The 17,767-nt window shown below is 40.5% G+C and carries 16 protein-coding genes; 6 read left to right on the top strand and 10 right to left on the bottom strand.

Annotation, left to right across the window (positions count from 1 at the left end):
• Positions 1-74: 74 nt before the first annotated feature.
• From mnmE to rpmH, 5 genes are all read right to left on the bottom strand, one after another.
• Positions 75-1,436: a tRNA uridine-5-carboxymethylaminomethyl(34) synthesis GTPase MnmE gene (gene mnmE, locus Q0791_RS21190; protein ID WP_299010937.1), complete on the bottom strand. Its 1,362-nt coding sequence runs from the start codon at positions 1,434-1,436 to the stop codon at positions 75-77.
• A gap of 79 nt (positions 1,437-1,515) precedes the next feature.
• Positions 1,516-3,141, bottom strand: coding sequence for a membrane protein insertase YidC (gene yidC / locus Q0791_RS21195; RefSeq protein WP_299010939.1), 1,626 nt, complete (start codon positions 3,139-3,141; stop codon positions 1,516-1,518).
• Positions 3,142-3,144: 3 nt separating this feature from the next.
• Positions 3,145-3,399 carry a membrane protein insertion efficiency factor YidD gene (gene yidD / locus Q0791_RS21200; protein WP_299010941.1) on the bottom strand — a complete coding sequence of 85 codons (255 nt, stop codon included), beginning with the start codon at positions 3,397-3,399 and terminating at the stop codon, positions 3,145-3,147.
• Positions 3,366-3,722: a ribonuclease P protein component gene (gene rnpA / locus Q0791_RS21205; protein WP_299010943.1), complete on the bottom strand. Its 357-nt coding sequence runs from the start codon at positions 3,720-3,722 to the stop codon at positions 3,366-3,368. Before rnpA ends, yidD begins: the two co-directional genes overlap by 34 nt.
• Positions 3,723-3,740: 18 nt before the next feature.
• Positions 3,741-3,878 (bottom strand): 50S ribosomal protein L34, encoded by a 138-nt coding sequence (gene rpmH / locus Q0791_RS21210; RefSeq protein ID WP_298771006.1) that lies wholly within the window; start codon positions 3,876-3,878, stop codon positions 3,741-3,743.
• A 590-nt stretch (positions 3,879-4,468) separates the two neighbouring features.
• Here rpmH and dnaA point away from each other — a divergent pair.
• The 4 genes from dnaA (at position 4,469) to gyrB (ending at position 10,578) form a co-directional block, all read left to right on the top strand.
• A complete protein-coding gene (gene dnaA / locus Q0791_RS21215; RefSeq protein WP_299010945.1) occupies positions 4,469-5,857 on the top strand; it encodes a chromosomal replication initiator protein DnaA in 1,389 nt (462 codons plus the stop codon).
• A gap of 18 nt (positions 5,858-5,875) precedes the next feature.
• Complete coding sequence (gene dnaN / locus Q0791_RS21220; protein WP_299010947.1) at positions 5,876-6,976, top strand: DNA polymerase III subunit beta; 1,101 nt, start codon at positions 5,876-5,878, stop codon at positions 6,974-6,976.
• Between the two features lie 85 nt (positions 6,977-7,061).
• Positions 7,062-8,144, top strand: a complete 1,083-nt coding sequence (gene recF, locus Q0791_RS21225; protein WP_299010949.1) for a DNA replication/repair protein RecF — start codon at positions 7,062-7,064, stop codon at positions 8,142-8,144.
• Positions 8,145-8,160: 16 nt separating this feature from the next.
• Positions 8,161-10,578 carry a DNA topoisomerase (ATP-hydrolyzing) subunit B gene (gyrB, locus tag Q0791_RS21230; protein WP_299010952.1) on the top strand — a complete coding sequence of 806 codons (2,418 nt, stop codon included), beginning with the start codon at positions 8,161-8,163 and terminating at the stop codon, positions 10,576-10,578.
• 52 nt (positions 10,579-10,630) lie between these two features.
• Here the strand turns inward: gyrB and Q0791_RS21235 are convergent, their stop codons facing one another.
• Together Q0791_RS21235 and Q0791_RS21240 are read right to left on the bottom strand one after the other, a co-directional pair.
• A complete protein-coding gene (locus Q0791_RS21235) occupies positions 10,631-11,338 on the bottom strand; it encodes a PAS domain-containing protein (protein WP_299010955.1) in 708 nt (235 codons plus the stop codon).
• Between the two features lie 35 nt (positions 11,339-11,373).
• Positions 11,374-12,129, bottom strand: coding sequence for a M15 family metallopeptidase (locus tag Q0791_RS21240; protein WP_299010958.1), 756 nt, complete (start codon positions 12,127-12,129; stop codon positions 11,374-11,376).
• Between the two features lie 382 nt (positions 12,130-12,511).
• Here Q0791_RS21240 and Q0791_RS21245 point away from each other — a divergent pair, with 382 nt between their 5' ends.
• Entirely contained in the window at positions 12,512-13,003 is a 492-nt protein-coding gene (locus tag Q0791_RS21245; protein WP_299010959.1) for a MarR family transcriptional regulator, read from the top strand.
• 72 nt (positions 13,004-13,075) lie between these two features.
• On the opposite strand, the gene Q0791_RS21250 is transcribed toward Q0791_RS21245, so the two are convergent.
• From Q0791_RS21250 to Q0791_RS21260, 3 genes are all read right to left on the bottom strand, one after another.
• The gene (locus Q0791_RS21250; protein ID WP_299010961.1) at positions 13,076-14,158 is read right to left on the bottom strand and encodes an alkene reductase; all 1,083 of its coding nucleotides are present in this window, start codon (positions 14,156-14,158) and stop codon (positions 13,076-13,078) included.
• A gap of 30 nt (positions 14,159-14,188) precedes the next feature.
• Positions 14,189-15,091 (bottom strand): EamA family transporter, encoded by a 903-nt coding sequence (locus Q0791_RS21255; protein ID WP_299010964.1) that lies wholly within the window; start codon positions 15,089-15,091, stop codon positions 14,189-14,191.
• Positions 15,092-15,385: 294 nt separating this feature from the next.
• Positions 15,386-16,540, bottom strand: coding sequence for an amino acid permease (locus Q0791_RS21260; protein ID WP_299010967.1), 1,155 nt, complete (start codon positions 16,538-16,540; stop codon positions 15,386-15,388).
• Between the two features lie 319 nt (positions 16,541-16,859).
• Here Q0791_RS21260 and Q0791_RS21265 point away from each other — a divergent pair, with 319 nt between their 5' ends.
• A complete protein-coding gene (locus tag Q0791_RS21265) occupies positions 16,860-17,426 on the top strand; it encodes a DUF4879 domain-containing protein (RefSeq protein WP_299010970.1) in 567 nt (188 codons plus the stop codon).
• Positions 17,427-17,767: the final 341 nt, after the last annotated feature.

Genomic DNA, 17,767 nt, shown 5'->3' on the forward strand with positions numbered 1-17,767 from the left:
AGAGAAAGCCACAACTTAATATAACATCAGCCGAATTCAACGCGATGACAGTAATGCGTTAAACCGATCTGAGGTTATTTACCAATACAGAAAGAGCTGAAAATCTTGCCTAGTAAATCATCAGAGGTAAATTGTCCTGTGATTTCTGACAAGGCCATTTGGGTCATTCTTAATTCTTCTGCTAATAGCTCACCTGCTTGGTACACTTCTAATTGCTCTTTACCTAATAGTAAATGACTATTGGCAAGCTCTAGTGCTTGCAAATGGCGTCTACGGGCAATAAAGCCGCCTTCTAAATTGCTTTGATAGCCCATTAATTCTTTCAGATGCTGTTTCAAATCATCGATACCTAATCCGGTTTTTGCCGAAATAGAAAAAACAGGGAAGTGAGCTTTATTGGCTTGTTGGTGATTCTCTTGGGTGATATCCACCTTATTACGAATAACACTGATGCCTAAATTCTTAGGTAAACGTTCGATAAAGTCTGGCCAAATATCATGGGGGTCGATTGCATCTGTCGTGGTGGCATCGACCATGAATAAGACTCTATCGGCTGTGGCGATTTCATCCCAAGCGCGCTCAATTCCCATTTTTTCGACAATGTCATCTGTGTTACGTAGGCCTGCAGTATCAATGATATGTAACGGCATACCATCGAGATGAATGTGTTCTCGCAGTACATCTCGCGTTGTACCAGCTATTTCGGTGACAATGGCAGACTCTTTACCTGCTAATGCATTAAGCAAACTTGATTTTCCAGCATTAGGACGGCCCGCTATCACCACTTTCATGCCTTCTCGAATAATGACACCTTGTTGGGCACTGGCCTGTACAGCATTGAGCTTATCGATAATCTTGTACAAAGCATTGGCGATTTTTCCATCACTGAGAAAATCGACCTCTTCATCGGGGAAATCAATAGCTGCTTCGACGTATAAACGAAGATTAGTGGTTTGTTCTACCAGTTCATGTACTTGGCTAGAAAATTCACCTTGCAGTGAATGTAGAGCGCTTTTAGCGGCTTGTTCACTGGTGGCATCAATCAGATCGGCAATCGCTTCGGCTTGCGTTAAATCGAGTTTGTCATTTAAAAAGGCTTGCTCGCTGAATTCGCCTGGTTTGGCAATGCGTACACCCGGTGTTTCCATAATCCGTTTAATGAGCATATCGAGAACAATTTGCCCACCATGACCTTGTAATTCAAGGACATCTTCACCAGTAAAAGAATTTGGGCCTTTGAAAAATAAGGCGATTCCTTGGTCTATGACATTCCCTTGGGCATTTTTAAAGTCACAGTAGTCGGCGTAACGAGGCTTAGGTAGATGGCCGAGTACGGTCATGGCGACTTGTGTGGCGAGGTCGCCAGAGACTCGAATGATACCCACACCGCCTCGCCCAGGCGCCGTAGCTTGTGCCACAATCGTATCTGTTGTCATTACTTTACCTTTATTTTTATTGAAAAAGCGGCTTAATACAGAGTATTAAACCGCTTTTAATGATGAAGTGTATCGAGGCTTATTTAAGGCCTTTTTTCTCTAGCCCTGAATAAATAACCTTTTGTTGTATAATCGCTACAATGTTACCGACTAACCAGTATAGAACGAGACCTGCAGGGAACCATAAGAAGAATACGGTAAACATAACAGGCATCCAGCGCATAATTTTTGCTTGCATTGGATCCATTGTCGGTGCCATTGGCTGCATCTTTTGCATAATGAACATAGATACACCCATTAGAATTGGCAGTACATAATAAGGGTCTTGTACTGACAAATCGGTGATCCAGAGTACAAATGGAGCATGACGTAATTCAACGCTTTCCATCAGCACCCAGTACAGGGCGATGAAAATGGGCATTTGCAGTAAGATAGGTAAGCAACCTCCCATAGGGTTGACCTTCTCCTTCTTATACAATTCCATCATGGCTTGCCCCATCTTTTGCCTATCATCACCGAATCTGTCTTTGAGCTCGGTAATTTTTGGCTGCAGATTACGCATTTTCGCCATTGAAGTGTATTGCGCTTTAGTGAGTGGGTACAATAGTCCACGCACTGTTAGCGTAATTAAAATAATGGCTAAGCCCCAATTTCCTACTAATGATTGGAAGAACATTAAGGTGTGGTAAATTGGAACGGCTAACCACCATAAGAAGCCATAATCCACTACAAGATTAAGGGTATCAGAGATGGCTGATAAGGCCTTTTGATCTTTAGGGCCCACATAAAATTGTGAGTGGATAGTTTGTTCAGTTCCAGGGGCAATAGTATGCATATTTCCACGGAAACCTATGTTGGCAAGGCCGCCTGCACTGATGCTAGAGAATAAGGTGTTTTTGTCTCCTGCTGGTGGTACCCAAGCTGACACAAAATAATGTTGTAGCATAGCAACCCATCCACCTAGTGTGGATTGGTTAAGGTTTTTATCTGCCATGTCATCAAAACTATATTTTTCATAGCGTACATTCGCTGTTGAGAATGCGCCACCAAGATAAGTTGGCATCATCATGCTACTGCCACTTTTCTTAATAGTGTGTTTGATTTGGCCGTACATCTGCACTTGTAGTGGAGCCGATGTGGTATTGTTTATTTTGTAATCGACATCAATATCGAATTTTCCGCGATGGAAAATAAATTCTTTAGTGTATTTGGCACCATCTGTTGCCGTATAGGTTAACGGAACCGTTAATGTATCTTGTCCTGAAGCCAAGCTAAATTTTTGGGCTTCAGTGCTAAAATGAGCTCTGCCTTTTGTGCTGTCGATGCCATTACGGCCAATCAAACCACTTTGTGCAATGTAAGTCATGTCCTTACTTTGGTTCAGCAGTACAAATGGGTCATTTTTACCTTCTTCCAACTTGTGTGAAAGCAGGGCAGAGTAAACTATATCGCCGCCAATTGGATTAATTTTTACTTCTAATTGGTCTGTGATAACGGTGATTAGCTCTTTAGAGGCGCTTACTGCTGCTGGTAATGCTGCATCGGCAGTAGGTACGTCGGTACTATGAGAGTCTGTTATCGTTGAAGTTGCCACTGATTGTTCAGTTGCGACTGTTTTTGGAGCTTTGTCAGTTTGCCATTGTTGCCATAACAAAAAGCTGACAAATAACAAACCTATTAGCAATATATTGCGTTGAGATTCCATAGCCTATTTTTTGCACCTATGTTTTTTTAAGGGAACGGGGTCATCACCACCCGGATTTAGTGGATGGCATCTTAATATACGTTTCGCAGCAAGCCAACAGCCTTTTATAACTCCATGTAATTGAATTGCTTCTATGGCATAAGTTGAACAGGTTGGCGTAAATCTGCATTGAGGACCCAGCATGGGACTGATAAAAACTTGATAACCACGAATTAATTTAGTGGCTAGCCATTGTAACGGCGACTGAGTTTGCGCCATAACTTTTCTACCAGTTTCTTGAGCTCTGCATTATCCATTTCCAATACGCCATTTCTGACTAGCACCACAATGTCTACGGGTGGTAAATCATGCTGATGTAAACGAAAATTATCTCTAATGACACGTTTAATTCTGTTGCGTTGATTTGCTCTTTTTACATAACGTTTAGCTACAGTTAAGCCTATACGAGGATGGGCTATTGTGTTGGGTTTTGCAAGTAATGTAATTTCAGCAGAAGAAGCTTTGATGGGATTAGAAAATACAGATTTGAATTGCGCGGGAGTTAGCAAACGCAACTCCCGTGTAAAGGTGTAGCTAGTCACCTGAATTCCTACTTAAAATTAAGCAGAAAGGCGAGCACGACCCTTGGCACGGCGGCGAGCCAATACCTTACGGCCGTTTGCTGACGCCATGCGAGCGCGGAAGCCGTGAGAACGCTTGCGCTTCAGGTTGCTTGGTTGAAAAGTACGTTTACTCATTAGTGGCAATCCGTCTTTGTGTTAGTGAATAAAACTTACTCGCTAAAAAAACTTTTAGAAGTAAGGCTAAAAAAGAGGCCGAATTGTAATCACTTTAGACTGGCGCGTCAATAAGCAATCGCCTTAAGTGATTAAATTGTACCTATGCCAAAATAAGATTAATGATTCATAAAATACAAAATTGTTATTTTTCAACATGTTATATTTTAAATGGCTTTTTATTTTAACTATATGATATTTAATGTTTTTATTTCAAATAAGCGGCATTTTATTTATTTGTAATGGTCAATATAAAGGCGCTTATAAGCACTATACTATGTGGATAACTCTGTGAGTTACCACTATATCTAGTGGTCTATTACAGATACGATCATTATGCTATTTTGTGTTTTTTATGGTGAAACAAATCGCCTTATCGCGCGTATCTGTCTATAGTTTTTGTTATTAAGATCTTTTTCGATCTATTGTCGATCAGTGTTCGACAGCGAAAAATGATCTATCTGGGGATAAATATATTATAAGGATAGCGATCCTTTGGTTCTCATTATAGAATACCCCCTCTTTTGTAGGATCTTTTTGGGGATAAGTACGTGGCGGTTTCACTCTGGCAGCAATGTATAAGCAGATTACAAGACGAACTTTCTGCTCAGCAATTTAGTATGTGGATTAGGCCATTGCAAGCTGAAATGGAGGCGAACGTGTTGGTGATTTATGCACCTAATCGCTTTGTTTTGGACTGGGTCAGAGATAAATACATTAATATAATTTCACAATTTTTTGTTGAGCAAATGGGGAATGATGCCCCGCAATTACGTTTTGATATTGGTAGTCGGCCATCATCTAAGCCTCAAACGCCACCCAAATCTGCGACTAAAGCACCTAATGTGTCGGTTTCTCGATCAAACAGTAAACCTGCGTTTAATACGCCACACTCTGATCCTACGACGAATGCAAATCATCGAAGTAATATTAATCCTACATATCAATTTAGTAACTTTGTTGAGGGTAAGTCTAATCAATTGGGTAAAGCGGCTGCATTACAAGTTGCTGAAAATCCCGGAGGCGCTTATAACCCACTGTTTTTATATGGAGGAACTGGGTTAGGTAAAACCCATTTATTGCATGCTGTTGGCAATGGCATTATTAAGAATAAACCCGATGCTAAAGTCGTGTATATGCACTCAGAGCGGTTCGTTCAAGATATGGTTAAAGCGCTGCAGAATAATGCCATTGAAGAGTTTAAACGCTATTATCGCAGTGTTGATGCCCTGTTTATCGATGATATTCAATTTTTTGCCAATAAAGATCGCTCTCAAGAAGAGTTTTTTCACACCTTTAATGCTTTGTTAGAAGGGAATCACCAAGTGATCCTTACATCGGATCGTTACCCCAAAGAAATCGATGGAGTTGAAGATAGATTGAAATCGCGTTTTGGATGGGGATTAACCGTTGCCATTGAGCCGCCTGAATTAGAAACTCGAGTGGCGATTTTAATGCGTAAGGCACAAGAGAGTGGTTTTAATTTACCTGATGAAGTGGCTTTTTTTATTGCTAAACGATTACGATCTAATGTGCGAGAATTGGAAGGGGCACTGAATCGTGTGATAGCCAATGCTAACTTTACAGGGCGGCCTATTACCATAGATTTTGTTCGTGAAGCTTTACGTGATTTGCTGGCGTTACAAGAAAAACTCGTTACCATTGATAATATTCAAAAAACCGTTGCCGAGTATTATAAAATTAAAATGGCCGATATGTTATCTAAGCGTCGTTCTCGCAGTGTCGCTAGGCCAAGACAAATGGCAATGGCTCTATCAAAAGAGTTAACTAATCACAGTTTACCTGAAATCGGTGATGCTTTTGGTGGGCGAGACCATACCACTGTTCTACATGCTTGTCGTAAAATTGCTCAGCTTAGAGAAGAAAGCCACGACATAAAAGAAGATTATGCAAATTTAATTCGTACTTTATCTTCTTAATACAGGGAATTGAAGAGAATGAAATTTTCAATTGATAGGGATGCCCTATTAAAACCATTACAACTTGTGACAGGGGCCGTTGAAAGAAGACATAACCTGCCTATTTTAGCTAACCTGCTTGTTGTTGTCAGTGGCGACGTATTGAGGTTGACTGGCACAGACTTAGAAGTTGAACTCGTTGGCCAAGTGCTTCTTGAAGGTGATGTTGAGCCAGGGCAAACTACAGTTCCAGCAAAGAAATTTTTAGATATTGTTAAATCCCTACCAGAACAAGTGCTAGTGACTATTGAGCAGCAAGATAATCGGTTGCTGCTTCGCTCTGGCCGTAGCCGCTTCACATTGGCAACCTTACCTGCAAGTGAATATCCCAATGTTGAAGCCTTTGAGGCTGATATTGAATTTACTCTCAAGCAAGGTACGATGAAATCCCTCATTGATGCTACTCAGTTTTCAATGGCTAATCAAGATGTTAGATATTATTTGAATGGCTTATTGTTTGAAACTGAAGACAATATGCTACGGGCCGTTGCAACTGATGGTCATCGATTGGCAATGAGCCATCGACAAATTGAATTTCAATTACCTGAAAAGCAAGTGATTGTTCCAAGGAAAGGGGTGATTGAATTACTGCGTATTTTTGATGGTGATGACGCCGATGTGAGTATTGCTATTGGTGATAACGCGATCCGTGCGACGACTTCTCGTGCTGTATTTACTAGTAAGTTAGTCGATGGGCGCTTTCCTGATTATCGTCGAGTGCTACCCAAAGGTGGTGATAAAATCGTGCTTGCGAGTCGTCAGCAATTAAAACAGGCTTTATTGCGTGCTTCTATTCTATCCAATGAGAAGTTTCGTGGTGTGCGAGTATTACTTGAAAATAATCTGATAAAAATTACCGCTAATAACCCAGAACAAGAAGAAGCAGAAGAAATATTAGATGTTGAATATGAGCATCCTGCGTTAGAAATTGGCTTTAATGTGAGTTATTTACTTGATGTTTTAAATAACCTTCAATCGAATGATGTTCGTATTACCTTGATTGATGGTAATTCCAGTGCGTTAATAGACGATCCTGTGCAACAAGATTCCATGTATGTCGTTATGCCTATGAGGCTGTAAATGTCTTTGTGCTGCCTTGTATTTGTTTAGAACTGTGGTTTTGTTCGCTAAATACACTAGACTTTCATTGCTGAGTGAGTAGGCTATGAGTTTGACACGTCTACATATCGATACTTTTCGCAATATCACTTCTGCCCAATTATGTTTGGGTGAAGGGGTGAATCTTATTTATGGCCAAAATGGCAGCGGTAAAACCAGTTTATTGGAAGCGATTTATTTCTTAGGCATGGGACGTTCATTTCGAAGCCATTTATCCCAAAGGGTCATTCAGCATAATGAAGATCAATTAACACTCTTTGCCGAGTTCAAGGGCCCACAACAGAAAGATAAAATTGGCTTACGCCGACTTAGAAATGGCACTATTCAGGTGAAAATGAATGGTGATAAAGTTAAACGTTTATCGGTTTTGGCAGATACCCTTCCTATACAAGTGATCACTCCTGAGAGTTTTTCTTTATTATTTGAAGGGCCTAAGTCTCGTCGACAGTTTATCGATTGGGGCGCTTTTCATACCGATCCTCATTTTTATCAAGCTTGGGCCAATGTTAGGCGTATTCTAAAGCAAAGAAATCAACTACTTAAAGGTGAGACTTCTTATTCCGGTATTCAAATTTGGGATAAGGAATTGGTAAAGTATACTCAATTAGTCACGGAAATAAGAACTCAATATATAGACTCGTTAAATGAGCAACTTAAAGGTATAATCGAAGAGTTTTTACCGCAAATAGAAGTTAAAGTTTCATTTATGCGGGGCTGGGACAGTAAAACTGAATATGGGCAGTTACTTGAGTCTCAGTACTCGAGGGACTTATCGATAGGTTATACCAATAGTGGTCCTCATAAAGCGGATTTAAGATTACGGGTGGGAACAGTGCCTGTTCAAGATGCCCTATCCCGAGGCCAATTAAAATTATTGGTGTGCGCATTACGTATTGCGCAGGGAAAGCTGCTCAAGCAGCAAATAAACAAAAGTAGTATATATCTGGTGGATGATTTACCGTCAGAGTTAGATGCACAGCATAGGAAGCTATTGCTACAGCAGCTTAATGATACTGGCGCACAAGTGTTTGTGACGGCCATTGAACCTGCAGCAATAGTCGATTCGTTAGGTATGCCAGTGAGTAAAATGTTTCATGTGGAACAGGGCTGCGTAACGCAAATAGAATAACCGATGAGAGAATAATATGTCAGAGAATAGTTACGATTCTTCGAGTATCAAGGTATTAAAAGGCCTTGATGCAGTCCGTAAGAGACCTGGGATGTATATTGGTGACACAGATGATGGCACAGGTTTACATCATATGGTATTCGAAGTAGTCGATAACTCTATCGATGAAGCATTAGCCGGTCATTGTCAGGATGTGAATATTACCATCCATGCCGATGGCTCTGTGTCGGTTCGTGATGATGGGCGTGGTATTCCTGTTGCTATTCATAAAGAAGAAGGCGTCAGTGCTGCTGAAGTGATCATGACGGTATTGCATGCGGGCGGTAAGTTCGATGATAACTCTTACAAGGTCTCAGGTGGCTTACATGGCGTGGGTGTGTCAGTGGTTAATGCGTTGTCGGAGAAATTACAGCTGACGATTCGCCGTGAAGGTAAAGTACATGAGCAGTTTTATACTATGGGAGTGCCTGACGCACCCATTAAAGTCATTGGTGATGCAACAACAACAGGCACTCAGCTTCGTTTCTGGCCGAGTAAAGAAACCTTCAGTGATACCTTGTTTCATTACGATATTTTGGCAAAGCGGGTGCGTGAACTGTCGTTTTTAAACTCAGGTGTAGGGATCCGTTTAATTGATGAGCGTGATGACAGAGAAGAGTTTTTCCGTTACGAAGGTGGGATCAGTGCTTTTGTCGATTACCTTAATGTAAATAAGGCACCCGTGAATAAGGAAGTATTCCACTTTATTCAAGAACGTGAAGATGGCATAACAGTCGAAGTGGCCATGCAATGGAATGAAGGCTTTCAAGAGAATATTTTCTGTTTTACTAACAACATTCCTCAGCGCGATGGTGGTACTCACTTAGCGGGTTTTAGAAGCGCATTGACGCGTAACCTTAATACTTATATGGATAAAGAAGGTTACAATAAAAAAGGCAAGACGAGTGCCACAGGTGATGATGCCCGTGAAGGATTAACAGCCGTTATTTCGGTGAAAGTTCCGGATCCAAAATTTAGCTCACAAACCAAAGATAAGTTAGTGTCCAGTGAGGTCAAAAGTGCGGTAGAGCAAACTATGGGTGAGCACTTAGGTGATTACTTGATGGAGCATCCAAATGAAGCTAAGTTGATTGTTGGTAAGATCATTGATGCTGCTCGTGCTCGTGAAGCTGCCCGCAAAGCCCGTGATATGACACGTCGTAAAGGGGCACTCGATTTAGGCGGTTTACCCGGAAAATTAGCAGATTGCCAAGAAAAAGATCCGGGTCTCTCTGAAATTTATATTGTGGAAGGGGACTCTGCTGGCGGTAGTGCTAAGCAAGGGCGTAACCGTAAGAACCAAGCCATTTTACCGCTTAAAGGTAAAATCCTAAATGTCGAAAAAGCCCGTTTTGATAAGATGTTATCTTCACAAGAAGTGGTGACGCTCATTACAGCACTGGGTTGTGGGGTAGGGCGTGATGAGTACGATCCGGATAAAACCCGTTATCATAATATTGTGATCATGACAGATGCCGATGTCGATGGATCGCATATTCGTACCTTATTATTGACTTTTTTCTTCCGTCAAATGCCAGAGCTTATCGAACGGGGTTATGTGTATATCGCTCAACCGCCTTTGTATAAAGTGAAAAAAGGAAAACAAGAGCAATACCTTAAAGACGATCCAGCATTGACTGAGTACTTGACGACTCAAGCTTTGGATAATGCCTTTATTTATCCTTCACAAGGCGCACCGGGCTTTTCGGGTGAGCCATTAGAACGTTTGGTTAACCAATATCGAGAAGTGGAAGGGATTATTGCACGTTTAGAGAAGCGCTATCCGACCAATATTTTGAATCAAATGCTATATCATCCCGAGGTAACGGATGCGATGTTAGCTGATGAAACACAAATGAAAGCTTGGTTAGATGTATTGATTGCTGATTTAATTGAGCAAGAAACTGGCGGTGTTCTTTACACTGGTGAGGTGAGCTTCGATCCTGAGCGTCAAGTGTATTTACCTGATGTGGTGATCCGTAGGCATGGAATTGATACCCATTATGCTTTTAGTTTTGATTTTTTTCATTCCAATGATTATGAGCGTATTGCGCAATTGGGTGAGGCCATTAATGGTTTAGTGGAAGAAGGCGGCTATGTGAAACGTGGTGAGCGCATGAAGGACGTAGAGAGTTTTGCTGCTGCACTGGATTGGTTGATCAATGAATCTAAGCGTGGCTTGTACATTCAACGCTATAAAGGATTGGGTGAGATGAACCCAGAGCAACTTTGGGAAACCACTATGGATCCTGAGTCGCGTCGCATGTTACAAGTGACCATTGAAGATGCTATTGCTGCCGATCAACTCTTTACCACTTTGATGGGCGATCATGTTGAGCCACGCCGTGACTTTATCGAAAGTAATGCGCTAAATGTGGCTAACCTTGATGTATAAGTGATTAGATCATTAATCACTGAAAAATCGCTGTCAATTGACGGCGATTTTTTTAATCTGTCATGATGATAGAGCTGTTATTTAACAGTGAGGCTGGAATGGATGAGAGCCAGCCGCTTTCGCGAATAAAGTCAACAATATCAAAAGTATCAATCATTAAGACATCACAAGCTCTTTCTATGCGTCCTTGAACGGCGCTTTTAGATATCGCTAATCTGCATGAAATCTCATTGTATGAAAAGCCTAAGGTAAACAGATATAAGGCTTCCCATTGCTCATGGGTTAATAGCTCTGTTGGATGATTGATGACCCAAGAAGCTGCATTCTTATGTGTCTTTTTTGTTTGTTTAAATTGATTTAATTTACCTAAAATAATATCCGAGAAGAGTAAGATACTATGGTGTTGAGGGATCCCATGAAACAGGGTGCCTAGAATGTTGCCATTATCATTGTATAAAGGTGTTTTATTAAAAATGTAGGGCTGAATGAGTTGTTCTTTACCAAAGCGATGAATTTCAATCGATTTAACCGTACAGCCTTTTAGCTCTGTTTCTCTATCGTGCTGTCTAAATACATCTGCAAACTCAGCGGTTGGAGCGGGCAATTCACAATCTTTTTTACCTTCTATTTGAAAACCTTCGGGTAAATTAAGTAGGGTTAAATAAGCCCTATTAGCCATGATAAACACAGATTGATTATCTTTAATTCCCATTGGATCGGTATGGTTTAATATCATGCTTTTCATTAGGGTTGGGATCATGCTCTTCTTCTTCATTTACTCTTTGAATGATGTGACTATGAGATTTCGATATGACTATCGGCAATATTGTCATAGATGTATTGATTCTGATTTTTGTATTTAGCCCAAATACAGTCACCGATACCGTAATGCCACCACTCGCCTGAATAATTCACAAAGCCATGTGCTTTCATAATATTAAATAAATAGCGTCGATTTTCTTTGATGACATTGTTTCTTTTTTCATTCAAAGGAGAGCAGAGATCGGTAGAAGCTTTTGAGAACGACTCCTGCTCGAAATAACTGGTTGTAGCAACTTGGGTTAAATCATCAAAATCGCATCCATAATCTAATACTTCACTCGAAAACGTATCAAAGAGGGCTAAATCTATGGCTCCACCAGATTGATGGGGTGGGACGGCATAATGACTCTTATCGGTTGGGTGGGCACAAAATTGCCGAGTTTTGGCCTCTAACTGAACAGAAGTGAGCTCGGGATTTTCAAGTGCAATGTTTGTTTTGATTGTTTCAAAAATAGCCATTGACGTTGCTGAATTTCTTAAGGTATCAAAAACCATTATTCCTCTGTTATTAGGCAGTTTGTTAATAATTTTTATGAGCCTAATGGCTAGACTTTCTCTGACCCAAAAATGTAAGAAGGCGCCTTTGTGTCCCGCTTTTAAATAGCGCTTGTCAAACTTTAGTCTTGATGATTCTGTTAATTGAATAAGTGCATTTTTGTTCTGGAGATCTGTGCATTCTGCAGGCGTTGCAGGAAGGTATTTATGATTGATTGGCGACGTATATAGCATAGTTTATAATATTTATTAAGATACAAACTGTATCTTAAGTTAATAACTTATTTAAATTAAGATGTTCAGTGAGAAAGTTATCGTTTTTCTATCATTAATATATGGATATTAACGCCTAATTATTTGGAATTAACTAGATGATTCTTATTTTAACTTTATTAACTTTGTTTTCTTATTTGAGCTTTCTCTTTCTAGTGTTCATGTGAATGTTATATTGTCTATCTAAGTGACTTAAAGATGTTTGTAGAGAGTCTAAGGTGAAGTCTCGATGGCTCTAATCTGTCAATCTATGTCAATCTATGCCAATCCTGCCAATATCCTTGATGTGGAAATAGAGTCGACTATCTTTACGTAAAGAGACATGAATGTTAGTATTTCGATCATGAAAACAGATCATGTAGACCTTATCCTAGAACAATGGCGCCTTGAGCGGCCAGATCTTGACTCCAGTCCTATGGCCGTGACCGGGCGTTTGGCAAAGCTTAATCACATTGTCAGCCAAGCCCAATCTCAAGTATTTAGTGAGTTCGGTTTAAATATGGGTGAGTTTGATGTGCTAGCGACGCTACTGCGTTCTGGCTCACCTTATTCCTTAACACCAAATCAATTATTGCAGACATTAATGTTGTCGTCAGGGGCTATGACAAATCGTGTGGATAGACTAGAAGCAAAAGCATTAGTCTATCGACAAGGTGATCCCAATGATCGTCGTGGCGTATTGGTGACATTAACAGAAGCTGGGGAAAAATTGATTAATCAAGTGATTGCTAAGCATGTTGATAGAGGTCATGGTTTACTCAAGCCTTTGACTTCGCAAGAGCAAAGTGTCTTAGCTGACTTACTAAAGAAAATGCTCATCGAATACGAGCGTTGATCTTTATTCTGAGGTAGGTTATCGCATAACAGCCCAATGGCTGTTTTGCGATAATGATCCGAAATGATGTCTTTATGCTGAATGTTTCAATAATGTGGGATAATCGGTATACCCTCGGTGATCCCCACCATAGAAAGTACTGGGGTCAAGTTCGTTAAAAGGTGCGTTTATCTTAATTCGCTGAACAAGATCGGGATTTGAAACAAAAAGTGCCCCAAAGCAAACCGCATCAGCGAGTTCATCTTTCAATACCTGCGCTGCAATTTCTGGCGTGACAGCACCTTCCTTCTGAGTCTTATGGGGGTTAAGAATGAATGGGCCTTGCCATTGGTGACGAATTTTCAGTGTTTGCTCACGGTTATTGGCTTCCATTAGGTGTAGAAAAGCGAGTTTAGGTAAGCGAGCTATAAGGTTGCTATAAAGTACTTCGCTGTCTAGCTCTTCTATATCATTGTAAGGATTACCTGGGGAGATCCTTATACCTGTTTTATCTGCGCCAATAGCATTTGCAACGGCTTGTGAGACTTCAACGACAAAGCGGTTTCGGTTTTCAATACTGCCACCATATTCATCGGTCCGAGTATTGGTATTGCTGGCCATAAATTGGTGTAATAGAAATCCATTTCCAGCATGAATTTCAACGCCATCAAACCCAGCGTCAATGGCATTACGCGCAGCTAATACAAAATCTTGAATACATTTTTTTATCTCTTGTTGACTCAATGCCTTAGGTGTAAGGTAGTCCTGCAGACCGTTAGGGGTGAAGGTTTGTCCTTTGGCTGCAATGGCTGAAGGTGCAACGGATTGATGGGCACTTTCGTACAGTGATGGGTGACCTATGCGCCCTGAATGCATCAATTGAGCGACAATCAAACCACCTTCATTATGAACAGAATGGGTGACTTTTCGCCATGACTCTTTTTGTTGTTGACTGTGTAAGCCTGGTGAATTCATAAAACCTTGGCCTTGCACACTGGGTTGAATACCTTCAGATATAATCATGCCGGCACTGGCTCTTTGTGCATAGTATGTCGCCATTAAATCTGTTGCTAAGCCGTCATGAGTCGCTCTATTGCGGCTCATTGGGGCCATGATAATTTTATTTTCTAATTTGAATGCACCGAGGTGAGTGGCATTAAATAATGTATTCATCATAAGTTCCTTCTTATTTAACCTGAATTCAGGTTATTTAGCTGAGAGAGCGAAAGGTGTCACAGGGCGGGTAATGTGTTTTTTGGGGCGTGGCTGTGCCATGATTATTGCAATAATGATAGTGACAGCACCAATACCTTGAAAAAGACTTAAAGATTGATTGAGAAAGATAAAGCCGAGTATGCAAGCAGTCAGTGGGCTGCCAAATGAAATAAATGAAACCGTGGCAGCGGGTAAGCGTTCAATTCCTCTAAACCAAATGGCATAAGCCAGTAGTGCGCCAAACAGACTGAGATAACTAAAGCCTATGCCATTTAATAAGCTGATATTGGTTGGGATCCCCTCAGACATTAATGCGATGGGTAACAGTACGAGTCCACCAACGGTGAGCTGCCAACCTGTTAAGGTCAATAAGCTAACGTCTTTTGGCCTTCCCCAATATTTACTCAGTACTATGCCTGTTGCCATACAGGCTGTTGCGGCAAGTCCTGCTAATATCCCCGTCATATTTAAGCTGACTTCAGATTGTAATACTAACATGGCAATCCCTGCGGCGCCCATGATGCAGGCTAAAATTTGATTTGAATGAATGCGATCTTTTAGTACAACTAAACCTAAGAGTAATACCAGCATAGGCTGAAATGACATGACTAATGCGGCAATGCCGCCGGGCAAATGATACGCAGCCACAAAGAGAAAATAGAAGAAAGCACCAATATTTAAAACGCCTAAAATAAGTGCTCGGCACCACCATATGCCAGAGGGTAAAGTTCGACCTATCAGTAATAATATGAGTCCTGCGGGTAATGCACGTATTACAGATGCAATAAGAGGACTGTTATTTGGCAATAATTCAGTGGTGACTAAGTATGTGCTTCCCCAAATGATGGGGGCAAGTGCCGTGATTAGATAATCACTGAGTTTTGAATGAGCCATGTCCATATCCTTTTCTATACTTATTAAACTTCATGTTAAGTATCTCTATATAGAGATAGTTTTATAGCATGCCTATGATTAGTTTTTATGTCAAGTATCTTTATGTGAAGATACTTGTGTTTTATGATCTCTATGATTGGAAAAACACGTGATCTTTTATTGAAAGCTGAACAATGTCAGTAAGGTCAGTAATGTGGGGAGAATAGTTAAGATTTCCGATGAGAATGTTATTTTAATTATTTTGAAGGAGCCGATGGGGCTCCTTCAAATGATTTTTATTTATGGATGGATGATCTATAAGTACTGCACAAACAGCATTAAGCTACCAAACATCAATAAGGCAAACATCGCTGGCATACCGCCACCTGCTTGGTAGTTATTCTCGCTAAAGGTTTGCTGTCTAACGCTTAATACCATTGCCATGGGAATAAAAATGGCTAAGAAAACTAAGATGATGCCCGCATAGCTTAGCGTATTTAAAAATTGCTCTGGTGCCAATATCGCGCCCGCCAGAGGTAGCACAAAAGTCATCATAAAGGTAATGATTTTGGTGCTTTTCATCACATCGGTGTTCTGATCAAATAATGCTAATGCGACACCTAGAAACGAGGTCAGTAAGGCCAATGCAGTAAAAATCGAGAGAATAAGCTCAAGATTTTTATATTGAGTGCTTAAGGCTGTGATGAGCTCTGATACATTGGCAAAGTGGAGTAATTGTTCCGGCGCTAAATTGCCAACGACAGCATAAAGCCACAATAGATAGCATATGAGTGGAATGACAGAGCCTAGCAATAGCATATTTCTAAGCTCACTCTTACTGGCTTCTTTGTTATAAGTGGCAAGCGATGGGATCACGACTAAAAAACAAAAACTGGTAAAGAGCACCGAACTGGTTTTAACTAATGCGAGATGATCATGGCTCACCACTTGAGTTAAGCTGCTCAGTGAGAGGGTGGGGGCTAGATGTGCTAAGGTCGTGAGTAGAGCTAACAGCATACCGATAAAAAGCAATCTGTTAAACTTATCGATGACAGCGGTGCCGCAAGAAACAATGAGACCTGTGATAAAAGTAAAACTGATTTGTGCGGTGGTTTTACTTAAGCTCAGGCCACAGCTGGTGGCAATGTTTTGAATAAGATCGCCTGCGCCAATAATATAGGCCATCATCAAGCAAACTAACAATGCATAAAGCAGAATATTAGTGACTAGCTGTCCTCCAACTCCGAGTGTATCTCTGGCGACGTTACTCATGCTGACACCTCGACCGACCTTTACACTAGCTTCTAACAATAATAATGCTGCATAAGTAGTACCGAGCCAAATAAATAGCATGAGTAGGGTGGCCCATATTAGGCCAAATTGTGCCAGAACCATAGGAATGGCGAGCATTCCTGCCCCTAATGCGGTCCCTGCAATGATCAGCGAGCTGCCGACAAGTTTAAGCTTCACGAAAAAAGTACTCCGAGGTGAAATTGGTGATCATGAGAATGAAAAAGTGGGCTAATCTAGCATGGCTTGGCGTGTTGGGGTAGGCGCGATAGGTCTGAGCCTTATGTTTTTAACTTATATTTAAATATTGCGCATCATATCAATGACATGTCTGGGTGAAGGCTTTTAAATCAAAGCTGGTGGCTTTTTAGTGATCCGCATCACATCTTATCTCTTTATTCTCTTTGAATACTACGGGATTCAAAATAGTGACTATGATTATTCCTGTGTAAATGATTGACAGCTCAATTATAAGATAAACATGACTAATGGATGAATTATGAAAAAAATGATTTTTGTCGGGATCTTGTTTGCGACTTTTTTATCAAACTCAGCATTAAGTAATGATAATAAAAGTGTTTTTGAAGTTTATCAAGCGTCATTAAATACGCCTCAATATCAATCTATGATAGATCAGGGGAATAAAAGAATATTAGCGCTTGATGCGCAATATAAACAAATTCTTCAAGATACTAATATGCCTTTAGCGCCTGCTCCACCACTGACAGCACTGGAAATAATAGGGGTACTCAGTTATTCATCAGGCTGGACTTATGTGAGCAATGTGAACGATCTAGTGCATCCCTATAATGTGGCTGATATTATTGCCATTCACACCATAGAGTATGGTTATGGTCAAAACAGGATCGCTAAATTTAACGGCTCTAATTTGGTCAAATATGATGAAACTGCAATATTAGACAGTGGCAATGTGGTGATAGGTTGGCATTATGGCTATAGTATTACCGATTGGAATTTCATGGCGGATAGCGGCAGTGCTACCTATCAAGCCACCTCAATAAATTCACCATGGAATACCGAAACCGACAGCTTGTATATTCCCTAACGTGCATAAACAGTGTGAATTAACTGTGTGAATAAATAGTGTGAGTGAAGTGTGTAAATGATTGATCACTTTATCTGTGGGATTGTTTTTGTCAGATAGAAAGTGTCAACTTATCTCAGGACGGAATTCTCGCAACATTTAAAGGGGATCGACAGTGATCCTCTTTTAATTTGGTTACTTCATTGATTCTTTAATCTTAAAAAAAGATCCATACAGAAATTTGTATTGCTAAATATCATGGAGCTGGTATTGATTTAAAGTTGTGTGAAGTGGTCAACTAATTCTGGCCACGGATTTATGTTCGCTCTTAAATAATTGTTCGGATCTGTTAGGTGTTAAAC

This window comes from uncultured Shewanella sp. (genome assembly GCF_947495455.1).
In the GTDB taxonomy this organism is placed as follows: Bacteria; Pseudomonadota; Gammaproteobacteria; order Enterobacterales; family Shewanellaceae; genus Shewanella.